The organism is Flavobacterium longum (assembly GCF_965137575.1).
GTDB lineage: Bacteria > Bacteroidota > Bacteroidia > Flavobacteriales > Flavobacteriaceae > Flavobacterium > Flavobacterium longum.
This window is the reverse complement of record NZ_CBCRZJ010000003.1, coordinates 321,972-338,410: the sequence shown is the minus strand read 5'-3', so window position 1 is coordinate 338,410 and position 16,439 is coordinate 321,972. Positions and strand designations below refer to the sequence as shown.

Genomic DNA, 16,439 nt, shown 5'->3' with positions numbered 1-16,439 from the left:
AAAAGTCAGTGCTGGAATAGCTTGTTGTTGGTCATCGCATCAACCAGTGGCTTCGTGTCTTTCAATTGCACACGTTTAGACAGCGCCGCGATGTGTTTGTCATGGTGCGCATCGGAACCCGTAAAGTCAATCATGCCTTTTTTGAGCAACTTTTCGGCGGTATTGTAAACGCCTTCCCCGTAATAACCTACCGTTGAAAGCAAATTGATCTGGAAATAGCAGCCGGCGTTTTTCAATTGCTCGTATTTCCCGAAATCTTTGTGGTAAAACCCGTAACGCTCCGGATGCGCCAATACCGGTATGTAGCCGGCAACCTGCAACTCAAACAAGAATTCAAATAACTGGATCGGCGGGTTGATGTATGACATCTCAATCAATACGTAGTTGTCTTTCAGCGTGAGCAGCGGCTCGGTTTTGAACTGTTCCGCAAAATTGGCATCGAGCAGGTATTCGGCGGCGGCACGTATGGACATATTGATGCCACGGCTTTCCAGCAATTGCCGGGTTTCGGCGAGTTTGGCTTCGATGCCTTCCCGGGTGTTGTCCCAGACGCTTCGCATCACGTGCGGTGTCGTGACGAATTGTGTGCAACCTGCATCGGTTAGCCCGTTCAGGAGCGTAATCGAATCATCAATGGTTTTGGCGCCATCGTCGATTCCCGGGAGAATGTGCGAATGAATGTCCGTATGACCACCGGGGATCAGGTCTTTCAAAAACGGTTTTTTGCTGAGAAACGAGAACAAATGAAGTGCTTTTGGTTGCCTTCAAATGTAAATAAAAAATTATTCAATTGCCCGTAAAACACAGCGAAATAAGCCAGCCCCGTGTTGGTATTTTTTTATATTTGCAGCCTGTAATACTCCACCAAAATGAAACCTCACGACCATCAGGAAGACTGGGATTTAGTCATCAAAGGGCAAACGTCTCTTTTTGATGTGAAATGGGGCGACTTGTGGCGCTACCGTGACCTGCTGGCGATGTTCGTCAAGCGTGATTTCGTCAGTTTTTACAAGCAAACCATACTTGGCCCGCTGTGGTTTTTCATCCAGCCCATCTTCACGATGCTGGTGTTTACTTTCGTCTTCGGCAACCTGGCAGGCATCAGTACAGACGGGCTTCCGAAAGCGCTCTTTTACCTGTCTGGTATTACGGCCTGGAACTATTTTTCCGATTGCCTAACCAAGACCAGTACCGTGTTTCGTGACAACGCTAGCATTTTTGGTAAAGTGTATTTCCCGAGGCTCATCATGCCGTTGTCGATTGTTGTAAGTAACCTCGTCAGGTTTGGTGTGCAACTATTGTTGCTCGTCGGGATGATGTGTTTTTTTGCTGTCCAGGGCGCCGAATTTCAAGTGACCTACGCCATGGCATTTTTTCCTGTTTTGGTGTTGCTCATGGCGCTGCTCGGTCTCGGACTCGGACTCATCATCACGGCGGTCACCACAAAATACAAAGACCTTACATTCCTGATTACCTTTGGGGTGCAACTCATGATGTATGCCACTACGATTATCTATCCGCTCAGTGAAGCCAAGTCGAAATTTCCCGGCAAGGCTTGGGTCATCGAGATGAACCCCATGACCGGAATTGTTGAAGCATTCCGGTTTGCGTTTTTGGGTAAAGGAGAATTTTCTGCGGCAAGCATCGGGTATTCGTCCTTGGTGACCATCGTAGTATTTTTCCTCGGTGTGGTTATTTTTAATAAAACCGAAAAGAATTTCGTAGATACGATCTAATGGGGAAACCGGTCATTAAAGTTGAACAATTATCAAAAGCCTACCAAATCGGACAATTTGGAACGGGCACCATTTCGCGCGATCTCGAACGTTTCTGGATCACCAAAGTTATGGGAAAGGAAGATCCGTTCCTGAAGATTGGCGAAACCAATGACCGAAGCATCAAGGGTGCCAGCGATATTGTGTGGTCATTGCGCGACATCAACTTTGAAGTCAACCAAGGGGACGCCGTGGGCATTATCGGCAGAAATGGCGCTGGAAAAAGTACGCTTCTCAAGGTGTTGTCACGTGTTACCGCGCCCACAGCGGGCCAAATCAAGGTGCGCGGGCGCATTGCCAGCCTCTTGGAAGTGGGTACCGGTTTTCATCCCGAACTTACCGGACGCGAAAACATTTACCTCAATGGCGCGATCTTGGGCATGCGCAAAAAAGAGATTACCCGTAAATTAGATGAAATCATAGACTTTTCGGGTGTGGAGCGATATGTGGACACGCCTGTAAAAAGATATTCTTCCGGTATGTATGTCAGGCTTGCCTTTGCGGTGGCTGCACATCTCGAAAGTGAAATCCTGATTGTTGACGAAGTACTTGCGGTAGGCGATGCCGAATTCCAGAAGAAATGTCTTGGCAAAATGGGCGACATCAGCAAAGGACAGGGCAGAACCGTACTTTTCGTAAGCCACAACATGGCTGCCGTACAAAGCCTTTGCAGGACCGGAATCTTGCTCAAAAATGGGCAGTTGAAACACACTGGCGACGTAGGTGCAGTAATCGACGAATACCTGCGGAGCCACAAAGCCTTGACCGATGTGGAATTGCGTGATCGGACAGACCGCGTGGGCGGTGGCCGCGCGAGGATTACCTCGGCGGTGATCCACAATCCGGATGATCTTCGGACCGGTTCAAATCTCGTCGTGGAACTTCAATACGAACAACTTGACCATGCCGCGACGATTTCGGCTTTTGGGATCAGCATCTGGGACATGCGCGAAAATAAAATCATCAGCATTTCGTCCGAATTCAAAAACCAGCTCAAACAGATTCCGCCTTCCGGAACGGTAATATGCGAAGTGCCCGGGCTGTGTTTGGTAAAAGGCAGCTACCAACTTAACTGTTTTGTATCTTCTATTTTCGGGGTTGAGGACTATATTGAGAATGTAGCGGAGTTTAACGTCGAGGAAAATGATATTTTTGGGAACGGAAAGACCGTGAACCCGCAATGGGGAATGATCACCATAGATCACAATTGGAGAATGCCATGATACAAAGAAAGGAAGAGCTCGACCAGTTCCACAGCCAAGCCGACCCGTGGGGTTATGACAACAACCCAGACGATTTGCAACGCCGCGACGTATTGCTTGCCGAACTGCCGGTTCGGGCATACCGAAATGTTTTGGATATCGGGTGCGGGCAAGGTTTCATCACCAAAGAGCTGCCCGGTGACCAAGTCTATGGCGTCGATATTTCGGAAACCGCGATTGCACACGCACAAGGAATTGCGACCAATCGTTTGCATTTTAAGCAAGGTTCCATCTTTGAACTGACGAAACTTTTTGACCAAAAGTTCGACCTTATTGTCATCACCGGCGTGTTGTACCCGCAGTATATAGACAAAGCAGACAAGCTGGTGTATTTGCTGGTTGACTCGTTGCTTGAAAAAGGCGGTGTGCTGGTATCTGTACACATTGATGAATGGTACCAATCACAATTCCCGTACTTGAAGATCAAGCAGACTTTTTACGATTATAGGCAGTTTACCCATAACCTCGAAATTTACGTCAAATGATACTCATGTACCACAAAGTCTTTCCGAGTTCGCCAACAATGTGGTGGGTTTTCGTGAACGATTTTTACCGGCAAATGGCCGAAATCGCCCACAAGGAAGTGGTGTATCTCGACGATTACGACCCGGCCAACCCCAATCAGGTCGTGATTACTTTTGATGGTATCTATAAAAACGTCCTCGAGTATGCCTTGCCGATCATGCGAAAGTTTGACTATCCGTTCGAACTTTTCGTCACGTCAGATTATATTGGGTTGCCCAATGAGTTTGACTCGGTTGAACCCAATTCGGCGTTTGCCTCGGCCGAAGAACTCAAGGAACTCGTTCAAAACAAGGGTCGTTTGCAATGGCACACGCGCAGCCACCCGAATATGAAAGACATCACAGATCGTGAACGCATCGCCCACGAACTTTCAATCCCGGAAGATGTAAAAGCACTCGATCCGGATGGTTTCAAGTGGTTTGCCTACCCGCACGGAGAATTCAATGATGTGTTGGTTGCCGAAGTCAGGAAAAATTTCGTCGGAGCGGTGAGTTGCATCCAAGGCAACGATACAGATCCGTACATCCTCAATCGCCTGACTGTAGTGAGTAAAACGTCGCTTCGGGGCGCGAAAATCTCATGTATCGTCGCCTCTTACAACTATGGCGCATTCTTGATTGAGGCCGTCGAGTCTGTACTGCGGCAAACCATTCTGCCCGATGAAATCTTGATTTCAGATGATTGCTCAGACGATGATACGCAGCTGATTGCCGAAACCTATGTACGAAAATATCCGCATCTGGTCCGGTACAACCGAAACCCTAAAAATCTCGGCATTGTGGATCATTTCAACAAAGCCATCAGCCTAACCACCGGCGACTATATTTTCTTCCTTGGCGCCGACAACCGTTTGGTAAGCAATTACCTCGAGGCTTCGGCAGACGTATTGGATTCAGATGCCAATATCGGCGTGGCCTATACGGACTATGCACTCTTTGGGCCGCGGGCCAAAAAACTCTACGAAACGTTTCCGGCCTCGAGACAGGGCGGCGTCATCGGCGAGACCTACTATCAAATCAGTTTTCCTGTGTTCGGAAACCGGAATGATTTACAGGCCGAACTTCAGGCCGGTAATTTCATCCAAGGTTCGTCCATGTTCCGGAGAAAGGCTTACGAAGCCGTTGGCGGGTACAAAGCTTCCGGCACAGCCGAGGATTACCACTTGTTCCAACGCATGGTCAACCAGGGCTGGGATGCCAAGAAAGTGACCAACACGAATCTGGAATACCGCCAGCATTCACCTGGGCAAGCCAATAACGTTCTGGCGCTTACCCGACGCGTAATGTTTTACAGCCGTGCACTCTCTGAGTTGCAGCAATCCAAGAACAGTTTTGAGCAAAGTGCTATATACCGCAAGGCTTTCGCGCTGTACAAAAGCTATTCGTACGTGAAATCAAACCGAAAGAAACCCAAAAAAATTGCTTCGAAGATCTGGCGCAAAGTCAAATCGGTTTTTAAATAGATGCTGGCGATCGTCATACCATATTACCGGTTGCGGTTTTTGGAGGAAACGCTGCAATCTTTAGCCGCCCAGACCGACAAACGCTTCACGGTTTACATGGGCGACGATGCCAGTCCGGAGAGCCCCGATCCTGTGCTCGCCCGTTTCAAAGATGCGTTTGACTTTCACTACAAGCGTTTCAATGAAAATCTGGGCAGCGTTTCTTTGGTGCGGCAATGGGAACGTTGCATGGCCATGACGCGTGACGAACGCTGGCTTATGATTCTCGGCGACGACGATACACTCGAGCCAGATTGTGTGGCGTCTTTTTACGCGCGCGCAGCCACCATTGAAGCCCTGAATATTAAGGTTATCAGGTTTGTCACCCGAAAGATTAATGCCTCATCGGCGCCGATTTCAGACCTGTATTCGCATCCGGAAATTGAAACGGCTACTGATTTCCTGATCCGCAAATACCAACACCGGTCGCGCAGTTCCTTGAGCGAATACATTTTTGACCAGCATACCGCGAAGACGAAGAAATTTCGTGACTTTCCGTTGGCGTGGCATTCAGACGAACTTGCGGTGTTGGAATTTTCGGGTTTCGGGAATGTATTTACGTTGGGCAGCGTGGTGAATGTAAGGGTTTCCGAGGTCAGCATCAGCGGTAAAAAAGACAATCTGCTGGTCAAGAACAGCGCCTCACAACGGTTCTACATTGTTTTACTCGGACACATCAAGCATTTTAGCAAGGCGCAACAGCAACTTATTTTTGATCAGGCCGAGAGAATTTATCTTGTCAATAAAAAAGCTGTCGGATATGCCATTAAAATTTTATCTTACTATCTGTTAAGGCTTGAGTTGGGCCGGGTTTTCAAATTCCTTCGGGAAATCATCGTCACTTTAAACCATAGATATGCGGGTAGGCAATAACCCAGAAAAGGAAAAAGGAACTACGAATACATTGTGGAAACATCGTGTAGTGGTTGTTTTTTACATCCCCGACAGCGACGAGGAATACTTCCGTGAATTGCCCGACGTGCTGGACAAATGCCTATCATCGTTGGTGCAAACCGTTAATCCGCAGACTACTTGCATTACCTTGATCGACAACGGAAGCGGACTTCGCGGCAAAGCAGTCGCGCAAAAGTATCGGCACGCCATTGACAAATACGTCGAACACCTCGAAAACAAAGGAAAGGTTTATGCCGTACTCAGCGAAGTGCGCGGCGTGTATGAGGAGTTCGTGACCATATCCGATGCCGATATCTTATTTTATGATGGCTGGGAACAAGCCGTTTTCGACGTATTTTCGGACCACCCGAAAGCAGGCGTCGTATCACCGCATCCGTGCCCGTTCACGACATTTTATTTCAACAAGAGCGTGTTTGGGATGAACAGCCTTTACGGTAACGTGTCTTACGGCAAACACGTCTCGGACGACGCCATAGATTTGTATCTTAAAGGCACGAATTTACCAAAGCTTATCGAACGGAAAGGCGCCGATTTCGACTGGCGGCAAAAACAGTTCATCTTGAGAATGCCGCAGCCAGCCGTGATTGGCGCATACCATGTCGTGGCTACTTACCGCACAGGCCAGTTCAGGAATGTCTATACGTTTCCTGAGGTAAAGTTCAAGAATTCGTATGAGGAAAATTTTATAGACCGCTTGGCCGACGACGCCGGGCTGCACCGTCTTTCTACGGTAGAAAATTATATCTACCATATGGGCAACACGCTTGACGATGTGGTTTCCGGGCATCGAAATGAAGGCGCCGATCTCTTGGATACAGAAATTTTCCACCGCATCCGTCCGACTGTCATCGAGGCCAAACCCATCCGGTTCTGCAAATGGCTCCTCGGAAAAATCTTCATCAAATTCAAATGGAACAGGTAACATTTTCCATCCTGATTTCCACCAAAGACCGCAGGGATGATTTGATGCTCACGCTTTCGAAAATCGCGCCACTGCTCTCGCCAACCGTAGCTTGCGTAGTGTTCGACGACGGTTCCACAGACGGCACATCCGACGCCATTAAGGCGCAATTCCCGCAGGTTGTCCTGCACCGCAACGAATCGTCAAAAGGCTACATCTTTTGCCGCAATACAATGCTCAACGAAACATCGGCCACGTATGCCGTTTCGCTCGATGACGATGCCCATTTCCTAACCGAAAACCCGCTCGAAGCCATTGCCCGTCATTTGGAGAAATATCCACAATGCGGCCTGATGGCGTGTCGCATTTTCTGGGGAATGGAAGCGCCTGACCGGACCGAAAGCCTAGACAAGATGCACCGCGTCAAGGGTTTTGTGGGTTGCGGCCACATCTGGCGCATGGAAGCTTGGCGCAACATTCCCAACTATCCGGAATGGTTTGAGTTTTATGGCGAAGAAATGTTTGCGGCGCTGCATTTATTCCGTTTCGGATGGGAAATCCATTACGTTCCGGAGCTATTGGTGCACCACCGCGTCGATATGAAAGCGCGCCGGACGATGAAAGGGTTTTCCCTGCGCTACCGGCGAAACCTTCGCAACGACTGGCATTTGTATTTTCTGTTCTATCCGTGGGCAAAAATCCCACGCCGGCTGGCCTATTCGCTTTGGATGCAAACCCAGAAGATCTTCCGCGGGCAAACTATGGTTTTCAAACCGATGTTCCTGGCGCTCGCAGACGTGCTGTTTTCGATCCCGAACTACCGCAGGAATCGAACGGCCTTAACACCATCGCAATGGCGTGAATTCCAGAAACTGCCCGAAACAAAAATCTATTGGTCTGCCGAAAATTAGTATTTTTACTTCCGCTAACCTGATGGAACACAAACCCTATCTTATCGCCGAAATCGCCCAAGCCCACGATGGCAGTCTGGGTGTGGCACACGCGTACATCGATGCTGTCGCCAGAACCGGCGTACAGGCCATCAAGTTCCAGTTGCATCTGGCCGAAGCCGAAAGCAGCATCCATGAGCCGTTCCGCGTGAAGTTCTCCTTTGAAGACGACACGCGATTTGATTATTGGAAGCGGATGGCGTTCACGCTCGACCAATGGAAAGGTTTAAAAAAACACTGCGACGATGTGGGTTTGGATTTCATCTGTTCGCCGTTCAGCAACCTGGCCGTAGATTGGTTGGAGGAAATCGGGGTGAAAATGTACAAAATCGGGTCGGGCGAAGTCAACAATTTCCTGCTTTTGGAGAAAGTCGCCCAAACGCAAAAGCCGGTGATTTTGTCTTCGGGCATGAGCAACCTCGCAGAACTCGATCAGGCCGTGGCATTCCTTCGGGACAAAGAAGTTGATTTTTCAATCCTGCAATGCACGACGGCATATCCTACAAAACCCGAGCAATACGGGTTGAATGTCATCCGCGAATTAAAGGAACGCTACCACGTGGCCATCGGTTTTTCAGACCATTCGGCCAAAGTCGCCACCGGTATTGCAGCCGTGGCCTTGGGTGCAGAAATACTCGAATTCCACGTGGTTTTCGACCGCGCGATGTTTGGCCCGGACGCCATCGCGTCTTTGACCTTGCCCGAAGCGACGCAGTTGGCCAATGCCGTGCGCGACATCCAAACGGCGCTATCAGTCCAGGTCAATAAGAACGACAATTCCGCCTTTGGCGAACTCAAGAATATATTCGAAAAATCCCTCGCCGTCAACAAAGACCTACCGGCCGGCCACGTCATCACGTTCGATGATCTGGAAAGTAAAAAGCCCAAAGGTTTCGGGATGCCAGCTTCCGGTTTTCGAGAAGTCATCGGCCGGACGCTGGCCGTAGCCAAAACACGTTGGGATTTTTTAAAGGAAGAAGATTTAGCATGAGCAGAAGAAAAATAGCCGTTGTCATTACTGCGCGCCCATCGTACAGCCGCGTCAAGACCGTGTTGCAGGCCATCAAGGAACATCCGTCGTTGGAATTGCAGCTCATCGTGGCGGCTTCTGCGTTGCTCGACCGTTACGGAAGCGCCATCAATTACATGGAGAAGGACGGTTTTGAGGTTGCCGCGCGCGTGTTCAACGTGCTTGAAGGCGAAAACCTGACGGCAGCGGCCAAGACAACAGGCATCGGGATTTTGGAGTTGTCTACCGTTTTCGACAACCTCAAGCCAGATGTCGTGGTGACCGTTGCCGACCGTTTCGAGACGATGGCCACAGCGATTTCGGCCTCGTACATGAACATTCCGCTGGCGCACATTCAAGGCGGCGAAGTCACGGGCAACATCGATGAGAAAGTACGGCACGCCATCACCAAATTGGCCGATTATCATTTCGTGGCCTCCGAAAGTGCCGCGAAGCGCGTCATACAATTGGGCGAAGATCCGGCTTCGGTGTTCAACACGGGTTGCCCTTCCATCGACATCGCGCAACAAGTCAAAAACAGGAAAGGATTGGCATTCGATCCTTATGAAAAATACGGCGGCGTTGGTTCGAAACCGGCGCTGGATAACGGTTATCTCGTAGTGATGCAACATCCGGTGACGACTGAATACCAGGATTCACGCAAACACATCGAAGCCACTTTGCGTGCGGTACAGCAACTCAACTTGCCCACACTTTGGTTCTGGCCGAATGTAGATGCGGGCGCCGACGGTACGTCTAGCGGCATCCGTTCTTACCGCGAACGGTACGAAATGGAAAACGTCCACTTTTTCAAGAACATGGAAGGCGATGATTTCCTGAACCTGCTGGACCAATCGCTTTGTTTGATCGGCAATTCCAGCGTGGGCATCCGCGAATGTTCGTTCATGGGAATTCCTGTGGTGAACATCGGTTCAAGACAAAATAGGCGCGATCGGGGCAGCAACGTCCTCGATGTCGATTATGACGAAAACGAAATCGCACAAGCCGTACAACGCACGATTGCATCCGGAAACCGCACACCGTCATCGGTTTATGGCGGCGGCGACGCCGGAAAGAAAATAGCCGATTTATTGACTGACCTGCCGTTGAAATTCCATAAAACCATCACATACTGATGAAAGTCCTCGGCTTGATACCGGCACGTGGCGGCTCGAAAGGCGTCCCGAATAAAAACATCAAGTTGCTCGGTGAGAAGCCGCTGATCGCGTACAGTATTGCATCGGCGAAAGCGGCAGCTTCACTGGCGCAAACCATCGTTTCCACGGACAGCGAAGCCATTTTTTCTGTGGCTGCCCAGTACGGTGTGCAACCACCATTTTTGCGTCCGGAAGCCTTGGCGCGAGACCATTCGACGTCGTTGGAAGTCGTGCAACACGCCCTGTCATTTTATGAAGATCAAGGCGTGTTTTTCGATGCCGTATGCCTGTTGCAGCCCACGAGTCCGTTTCGTGAAAAAGGTTTCATTGACCGCGCGATACAGGTGTTTGCCGCGTCCGGTGCAGATTCGCTGGTGAGCGTGTTGCCAGTGCCGCACGAGTACAATCCGCATTGGGTGTTTGAACCCGGTGCAGATGGTTTTTTGACGATTGCGACAGGCGACGAGAAAATCATCCCGAGACGTCAGGCGCTGCCCGCGGCGTTTCACCGAGACGGTTCGGTCTACATCTCCAAAGCCGAAGTCATCAAAAACGGAAGTCTTTTCGGGAAAAGGATAGCATACTGCGAAAATGACCCGGCGCTGTATGTCAACATTGATACGCCGAAGGATTGGGCAACGGCCGAAACCATGGCATGCGACCATAAAATAATAGCCTTACTCGATTTGTAATGCGGAAACTATTGCACCTTTACCGGCTCAATTTCGGCAACCTTGTTAAGATGCCGGTGTATTTGCTCAAGCGCTTGTTGGGGAAAACGCCTACGGATGCCGAACGCGAGCTCAACGAATACTACAACCAACTCATCATCAGCGATGGTTTTCTGAAAGCCGAAGGTCCTGACTACTACGCTTCATTCTTCCCGGAATGGAAAGCGCAGATCAAGACCAGGAAGTGGCCGTCGAGCGATTTGTCCGTGTTCCGGCAAGTGTTTCATGACTTGGAATACAAGACGTTGGTGGATACTTTCACTCATTATTTCAGTGCGAATGCCCAGTTGAACATTATCGATGCCGGCAGCAATATCGGGCTGACGTCACTTTATCTGTCGCGATTCTTCCCGAACGCACGCTTTGTGTGTATCGAACCGGATGCTGGCAATTTCGATGTGATGTCGTTTAACCTTCAGGAAAACCGTGTGAAACAATTTACGCCGTTACGCGCCGGGCTTTGGAGCCGAAATGCGCGGTTAGAATTGGTGCACGATTTCCGCGATGGGAAAGATTGGTCCATCCGCGTTCAGGAAACGGAAAGCCCGGACGGCTTGGAAGCATTTTCGGTGCAACATCTGGTGTCGCGGTTCGGCATCGACAAAATCGACATCCTGAAAATCGACATCGAAGGTTCCGAAAAAGAAATCTTCGCCGGCGACCATTCAGATGTATCATTCCTGGACATCACCAAATGCATCGCTATAGAAATCCACGACGAATTTGATTGCCGTGAAGCGATCTACAAAATATTGGCGGCGCACGGGTTTACGTATTTCGAGTCGGGCGAACTCACCATCGGCGTCAATCAAAATCTACTCTAATGTGCGGGATTACAGGCATCGTTGGCCAACAAGCAACAGCAGAAAAACTTGCTGCGATGCTTCGCGCCCAAAAACACCGCGGCCCAGATGCAACCGGGGAATTTGTGGATTCGCAAACTACGGCTTTGGGTCACAACCGACTGTCTATCATTGATTTGTCTGAATGTGCCAACCAGCCATTCACCGATTATAGCGGCCGGTACGTCATGGTGTTCAACGGCGAAATCTACAATTATCTGGAACTGCGCGACGAATTGCGCGACCGCTATGATTTTGTAACCCAGTCTGACACAGAAGTCCTGCTCGCGGCCTGGACGATTTTCGGAAAACAGATGTTGCCCAAACTCAACGGCATGTTCGCGTTGGCCATTTGGGACAAGGAAACCCAATCGTTGTTTGCGGCGCGCGACCGCTTCGGCGTGAAGCCGTTCAACTATACAGTTAAGGATGGGAATCTTTATTTTTCATCCGAAATCAAAGCGATCCATGCGGCTGGCATTCCAGCTTTGCCCGATGAAAAAGTCTGGGCGTCGTATCTGGTGTATGGCGATTATGGGCAACCCGACGAAACCTTTTGGAAAGATATCAAGCAATTACCGGGTGGGTTTTGGCTGGAATGGCAACAAGGGAACCTGAAAACTGGACAGTGGTATGATTTCGTTGCCGAAGTAAAAAAGCAGCCCCAAAATCTTTCCTACGAAGCATCAAAGTCGCATTACGTCGCGCTGCTCAAAGACAGCATCGCCTTGCGGTTCCGGGCCGACGTTCCGGTTGGTTTCAACATCAGCGGCGGGCTGGATAGTTCGGTCTTGCTGGCCATGGTGAATGATTTTGCGCATGGACACAGCCACATCAACGCCTACACATTCTACACCGGAAATCCGGATTACGACGAATTGCCGTGGGTAGAAATGATGATTGCACACACCGAAAACCCGCTCCAGAAAGTGTTGCTGCAACCTGATGAAATCTCGGCGTTGGCTGAAAATATCAGCTTCCATGAAGACGAACCCTTCGGCGGTATCCCAACACTGGCGTATGCGAAGTTGTTCCAGCGCGCCCGCCGCGACGGTGTGAAGGTTTTGCTCGACGGGCAAGGCATGGACGAACAATGGGCTGGTTATGATTATTACGTAAAATCTGACGACGTCACCATTCAAGGCGTTGCCGGATCGCCGTATAAGCCGGAAGTTTTATCTGAAGCGTTTTTCCGACTGGCCGAAAAACCAGTTTACCCGAAGCCGTTCGACGACGACATGCGCAACAAACAATACCGGGATTTGTTCTACACCAAAATACCGCGCGCGTTGCGGTTCAATGACCGTGTTTCCATGGCTTACGGTACCGAATTGCGGGAACCGTTCCTGGATTACCGTTTGGTGGAATTTGCCTTTTCGCGCCCAGTAGATTTTAAGATTCGCGACGGTGTCCGGAAATGGCTGTTGCGCGACCTTGCCGCCGAATATTTATCCGATGCATTGGTTTTTGCCCCGAAACGGCCGCTCCAGACGCCGCAACGGGAATGGTTGGCCAATGATTTGAAACCTTTTGTCGATATTTGCCTCGGAAAAATCGCGCAATCGCCCGCCGGAAGTTGGTTTGACCGAGACCGGCTGCAAAAAGCCTGGCAGCAATATCAGGACGGCGACCAAGCCTCGTCGTTCCACGTCTGGCAATGGGTGAGCGTGGCCCTGTGTGTATGAAAAACAAGAAACTCTTTATTTTGGTTCCCGATGGCGTCGGGCTGAGGAATTTTGCCTACGGCGGGTTTTGCGCGCACGCCAAAGCGCAAGGTTTCGATGTCACGTTCTGGAACGACACCGCTTTCGATTTGACCACGCTGGGTTTCCATGAGATCAAGATTTCCGGTTCGCGGCCGCACCCGATGACGTATGTCCTGAAAAATGTCAGGATACAGGTTGATTTGAACCGCAATATTCGCCGGTCCAAAGATCGGGTTTACGACAGTTATCGGTTCGGTTTTTCGTATTCCGATCTCAAACAAACCCTGCGTTCTTGGCTTACGCGTGCGTCGATTTTGTGGCACGATTCGGATTCGGGAATCAGGAAAGTGCGCGCCCAGATCAAGCGCCGCGAACGTTCGACGCCGTATTATCGGCAATGTCTTGAAACACTGAAAGCCGAGAAGCCGGATTTGATTTTCTGCACCAACCAGCGAACGGTCTCCTGTATGGCGCCTGTGTTGGCTGCGCAAGACCTCGGCATTCCTACGGCCACATTCATTTTTTCCTGGGACAATCTGCCGAAGGCAACCATGGCGCTCGAGCCTGATTTTTACGTGGTTTGGAGTGCGCACATGAAAAAGGAATTGCAGTACTACTATGATTATATCGCCGACGACCAGATTTTCGTGACCGGCACGCCGCAATTCGAACCGCATTCAGATGAAAGTCTTTTGGTATCGCGCGATGCGTTTTTTGCCGAACACCAACTTGATCCTGCCAAGAAATACATTTGTTATTCAGGTGACGACGTGACCACATCGCCCAACGACCCGCAATATTTGGCCGATACGGCGCAAGCGATCCGACAACTCAACGCCAGCGGTGGTCAATTGGGCTTGCTGTTCCGGCGTTGCCCGGTGGACTTTTCAGACCGCTATGATCGCATCCTTGCGGATTATAAAGATGTCATCGTACCGGTGAATCCGAAATGGGAAAAAGTCGGCGGCGCCTGGAATGGGATGTTGCCCACTAAGGCTGACCTGGTATTGCAGATGAACACCATCGCCCATACGGAAATGGTCATCAATCTGGGTTCTTCTATGGTTTTCGATTATGCGTCATTCGGTAAACCGTGTGCTTACATCAATTATGACGTAGCCCAATCTTTACAGCCGGGTTGGAGCGTCAAAACGATTTATAATTTCATCCATTTCCGGTCGATGCCGTCTAAAAATGCTGTCGTCTGGCTCAACAGTGCCGATGAGATTGCCGATAAAGTCAACGACGTGCTCTTAGGCAAGACCAATCCCGTGACTGAGGCGCGCCGGTGGTTCGAGCGCATCAATGTATTGCCCGCGGCCGAAGCTTCCCAACGCATGGTGTCAGCATTTGATGAGATGGTCCGTCGCAAAAAATAGTTACCTTTCACCCGTGGAACACAGCGCGAAATATTTGATCGAACAAGACTTGCTCCGTTATGGGCGCGTGCGGACTTTCGGGTTGCGGACGTTCATCAAATACGCATTTTTCGAAGTGATTCCCGGCATCAAGTTCAGCATCATCTTCAGGCTGTGCCAGCATTACCGTTACAAAAACCGCTTGCTGTTTTACTTTTATTTCCTTTGGTTGCGGCGCTTGAAATACCATTACGGTTTTGACATTTCCTACCGGACTAAAATCGGGAAAGGTTTGTACATCGGGCATTTCGGCGGCATCGTTATTCATGGCGACGCGGAATTGGGCGAAAACTGCACGCTCTCGCAAGGCATGACCATCGGAATCCTGAACCGCGGTAAGAACGCCGGGATACCCAAAATCGGGAACCGCGTATTCATCGGGCCGGGCGCGGTCATTCTGGGCGATATTGCCATTGGCGACGACGTGCTGGTTGGTGCGAACGCTGTTGTGCATTTCGACGTGCCTGCAGGTTCGGTCGTTGCGGCGCCATCGGCACAAATCATCTCCGGAAAAGGTTCCGAAGGCTACATCGGAAATCCGGTTTAACGGCTTTTTTCTGGCGCAAACAAAGGCTTTTTCGCGAAATTTATAGTATCATTGCACGCAATGAAAATCGCTTTCCTCACACCCGAATTCCCGCACCCCAAAACCGGTACTTCCGGCGGAATCGGCACGAGCATACAGAACATGACGCGCGGTTTGGCAGCTCTCGGATACCAGCCGTTGGTGTTGGTTTACGGCCAGGATCGCGACGAACATTTTGAGGAAAACGGCGTTTCATTTTACCGCGTCCGCAATGTCAAAATCAAGGGTTTGTCCTGGTATTTCACACGCAAGAAAATCCAGCGGATCATCAATCAGTTGCACGCCGATGACAGGCTCGATGTTGTGGAAGCGCCAGACTGGACGGGCATTACGTCATTCATAAACACCAAATGCAAGGTTGTGATACGCCTCAACGGATCCGATACGTATTTCTGCCATCTGGACAAACGCGCGGTGAAATGGGCCAATCGGTTCCACGAAAAGCGCGCGCTGCAAAATGCCGATGCGGTACTGTCCGTGAGTCGGTTTACGGCAGATGTCACCAACGAAATCTTCGGGCTGCACCGGGATTTCACCATCATCCCGAACAGCATAGATGCTGCGTCATTTGCCCCGGCAGGCGCCACATCGTCGCAGACCATATTGTATTTTGGTACGCTCATCCGCAAAAAGGGATTGCTTGAACTGCCGCACATCTTCAACAAAGTCCACGAAATGAATCCTGCCGCCGAACTCGTGTTGGTAGGCCGCGATGCAAGAGATATCCAATCTGGCAACGCCTCAACCTGGGCGATGATGCAACCGCTTTTCACCGATTCGGCCCGTAAGAAAGTCAGTTACCGCGGTGGCGTGGCTTACACCGAAATCCAATCGTGCATCCGTGAAGCATCGGTTTGCGTTTTTCCTACTTTTGCGGAAGCGCTGCCCGTGTCCTGGATTGAGGCGATGGCAATGGAAAAGGCCATTGTAGCCTCGGACATCGGCTGGGCACCGGAAGTTATCGAAGACGGCATTTCAGGATGGTTAGTGCATCCAGCCAACCACGAACTGTACGCACGAAAAATTACGGCGTTGCTTGAGGATGCTGTGTTGCGGGAATCGATTGGCAAGGCGGCGCGGCAAAGGGTGTTGTCCGTTTTCGATATCGCTGTCGTCGCCCGAAGTAATGCCGAATATTACCAACGCCTGTTAAACAAATAA

At 50.3% G+C, this 16,439-nt stretch carries 16 protein-coding genes; 15 read left to right on the top strand and 1 reads right to left on the bottom strand.

Going from position 1 to position 16,439, the window contains the following annotated elements:
- Positions 1 to 5: 5 nt before the first annotated feature.
- Positions 6 to 713, bottom strand: coding sequence for a tyrosine-protein phosphatase (locus tag ACM9J1_RS07175; RefSeq protein WP_415581352.1), 708 nt, complete (start codon positions 711 to 713; stop codon positions 6 to 8).
- A gap of 156 nt (positions 714 to 869) precedes the next feature.
- Between ACM9J1_RS07175 and ACM9J1_RS07170 the strand changes: the two genes are divergently transcribed.
- The 15 genes from ACM9J1_RS07170 to ACM9J1_RS07100 are packed head-to-tail and all read left to right on the top strand — an operon-like array spanning position 870 to position 16,439.
- A complete protein-coding gene (locus ACM9J1_RS07170; RefSeq protein WP_415581351.1) occupies positions 870 to 1,736 on the top strand; it encodes an ABC transporter permease in 867 nt (288 codons plus the stop codon).
- Positions 1,736 to 2,998 (top strand): ABC transporter ATP-binding protein, encoded by a 1,263-nt coding sequence (locus ACM9J1_RS07165; protein ID WP_415581350.1) that lies wholly within the window; start codon positions 1,736 to 1,738, stop codon positions 2,996 to 2,998. The genes ACM9J1_RS07170 and ACM9J1_RS07165 overlap by 1 nt, the downstream gene beginning before the upstream one ends.
- Positions 2,995 to 3,522, top strand: coding sequence for a class I SAM-dependent methyltransferase (locus ACM9J1_RS07160; protein WP_415581349.1), 528 nt, complete (start codon positions 2,995 to 2,997; stop codon positions 3,520 to 3,522). Before ACM9J1_RS07165 ends, ACM9J1_RS07160 begins: the two co-directional genes overlap by 4 nt.
- A complete protein-coding gene (locus ACM9J1_RS07155) occupies positions 3,519 to 5,024 on the top strand; it encodes a glycosyltransferase (RefSeq protein WP_415581348.1) in 1,506 nt (501 codons plus the stop codon). Before ACM9J1_RS07160 ends, ACM9J1_RS07155 begins: the two co-directional genes overlap by 4 nt.
- Positions 5,025 to 5,936, top strand: a complete 912-nt coding sequence (locus ACM9J1_RS07150; RefSeq protein ID WP_415581347.1) for a glycosyltransferase — start codon at positions 5,025 to 5,027, stop codon at positions 5,934 to 5,936.
- A complete protein-coding gene (locus ACM9J1_RS07145) occupies positions 5,920 to 6,900 on the top strand; it encodes a glycosyltransferase family A protein (RefSeq protein WP_415581346.1) in 981 nt (326 codons plus the stop codon). The genes ACM9J1_RS07150 and ACM9J1_RS07145 overlap by 17 nt, the downstream gene beginning before the upstream one ends.
- Positions 6,888 to 7,790: a glycosyltransferase family 2 protein gene (locus ACM9J1_RS07140; RefSeq protein WP_415581345.1), complete on the top strand. Its 903-nt coding sequence runs from the start codon at positions 6,888 to 6,890 to the stop codon at positions 7,788 to 7,790. Before ACM9J1_RS07145 ends, ACM9J1_RS07140 begins: the two co-directional genes overlap by 13 nt.
- Positions 7,791 to 7,812: 22 nt before the next feature.
- Positions 7,813 to 8,820, top strand: coding sequence for an N-acetylneuraminate synthase family protein (locus ACM9J1_RS07135; protein WP_415581344.1), 1,008 nt, complete (start codon positions 7,813 to 7,815; stop codon positions 8,818 to 8,820).
- A complete protein-coding gene (gene neuC / locus ACM9J1_RS07130) occupies positions 8,817 to 9,974 on the top strand; it encodes a UDP-N-acetylglucosamine 2-epimerase (RefSeq protein ID WP_415581343.1) in 1,158 nt (385 codons plus the stop codon). The genes ACM9J1_RS07135 and neuC overlap by 4 nt, the downstream gene beginning before the upstream one ends.
- The gene (locus ACM9J1_RS07125) at positions 9,974 to 10,687 is read left to right on the top strand and encodes an acylneuraminate cytidylyltransferase family protein (protein ID WP_415581342.1); all 714 of its coding nucleotides are present in this window, start codon (positions 9,974 to 9,976) and stop codon (positions 10,685 to 10,687) included. Before neuC ends, ACM9J1_RS07125 begins: the two co-directional genes overlap by 1 nt.
- Positions 10,687 to 11,550 carry an FkbM family methyltransferase gene (locus tag ACM9J1_RS07120; RefSeq protein ID WP_415581341.1) on the top strand — a complete coding sequence of 288 codons (864 nt, stop codon included), beginning with the start codon at positions 10,687 to 10,689 and terminating at the stop codon, positions 11,548 to 11,550. The genes ACM9J1_RS07125 and ACM9J1_RS07120 overlap by 1 nt, the downstream gene beginning before the upstream one ends.
- A complete protein-coding gene (gene asnB, locus ACM9J1_RS07115) occupies positions 11,550 to 13,253 on the top strand; it encodes an asparagine synthase (glutamine-hydrolyzing) (RefSeq protein ID WP_415581340.1) in 1,704 nt (567 codons plus the stop codon). Before ACM9J1_RS07120 ends, asnB begins: the two co-directional genes overlap by 1 nt.
- Positions 13,250 to 14,653, top strand: coding sequence for a UDP-glycosyltransferase (locus tag ACM9J1_RS07110; protein WP_415581339.1), 1,404 nt, complete (start codon positions 13,250 to 13,252; stop codon positions 14,651 to 14,653). The genes asnB and ACM9J1_RS07110 overlap by 4 nt, the downstream gene beginning before the upstream one ends.
- Positions 14,654 to 14,666: 13 nt before the next feature.
- Positions 14,667 to 15,239: a serine O-acetyltransferase gene (locus ACM9J1_RS07105; RefSeq protein WP_415581338.1), complete on the top strand. Its 573-nt coding sequence runs from the start codon at positions 14,667 to 14,669 to the stop codon at positions 15,237 to 15,239.
- A 60-nt stretch (positions 15,240 to 15,299) separates the two neighbouring features.
- Positions 15,300 to 16,439: a glycosyltransferase family 4 protein gene (locus ACM9J1_RS07100; protein WP_415581337.1), complete on the top strand. Its 1,140-nt coding sequence runs from the start codon at positions 15,300 to 15,302 to the stop codon at positions 16,437 to 16,439.

Coding starts and splice junctions, on each gene's coding strand:
- ACM9J1_RS07140 (WP_415581345.1), top strand. CDS start 6,888: ATGGAACAGGTAACATTTTCCATCCTGATTTCCACCAAAGACCGCAGG.
- neuC (WP_415581343.1), top strand. CDS start 8,817: ATGAGCAGAAGAAAAATAGCCGTTGTCATTACTGCGCGCCCATCGTAC.
- ACM9J1_RS07135 (WP_415581344.1), top strand. CDS start 7,813: ATGGAACACAAACCCTATCTTATCGCCGAAATCGCCCAAGCCCACGAT.
- ACM9J1_RS07100 (WP_415581337.1), top strand. CDS start 15,300: ATGAAAATCGCTTTCCTCACACCCGAATTCCCGCACCCCAAAACCGGT.
- ACM9J1_RS07110 (WP_415581339.1), top strand. CDS start 13,250: ATGAAAAACAAGAAACTCTTTATTTTGGTTCCCGATGGCGTCGGGCTG.
- ACM9J1_RS07155 (WP_415581348.1), top strand. CDS start 3,519: ATGATACTCATGTACCACAAAGTCTTTCCGAGTTCGCCAACAATGTGG.
- ACM9J1_RS07165 (WP_415581350.1), top strand. CDS start 1,736: ATGGGGAAACCGGTCATTAAAGTTGAACAATTATCAAAAGCCTACCAA.
- ACM9J1_RS07145 (WP_415581346.1), top strand. CDS start 5,920: ATGCGGGTAGGCAATAACCCAGAAAAGGAAAAAGGAACTACGAATACA.
- ACM9J1_RS07125 (WP_415581342.1), top strand. CDS start 9,974: ATGAAAGTCCTCGGCTTGATACCGGCACGTGGCGGCTCGAAAGGCGTC.
- ACM9J1_RS07160 (WP_415581349.1), top strand. CDS start 2,995: ATGATACAAAGAAAGGAAGAGCTCGACCAGTTCCACAGCCAAGCCGAC.
- ACM9J1_RS07150 (WP_415581347.1), top strand. CDS start 5,025: ATGCTGGCGATCGTCATACCATATTACCGGTTGCGGTTTTTGGAGGAA.
- asnB (WP_415581340.1), top strand. CDS start 11,550: ATGTGCGGGATTACAGGCATCGTTGGCCAACAAGCAACAGCAGAAAAA.
- ACM9J1_RS07170 (WP_415581351.1), top strand. CDS start 870: ATGAAACCTCACGACCATCAGGAAGACTGGGATTTAGTCATCAAAGGG.
- ACM9J1_RS07120 (WP_415581341.1), top strand. CDS start 10,687: ATGCGGAAACTATTGCACCTTTACCGGCTCAATTTCGGCAACCTTGTT.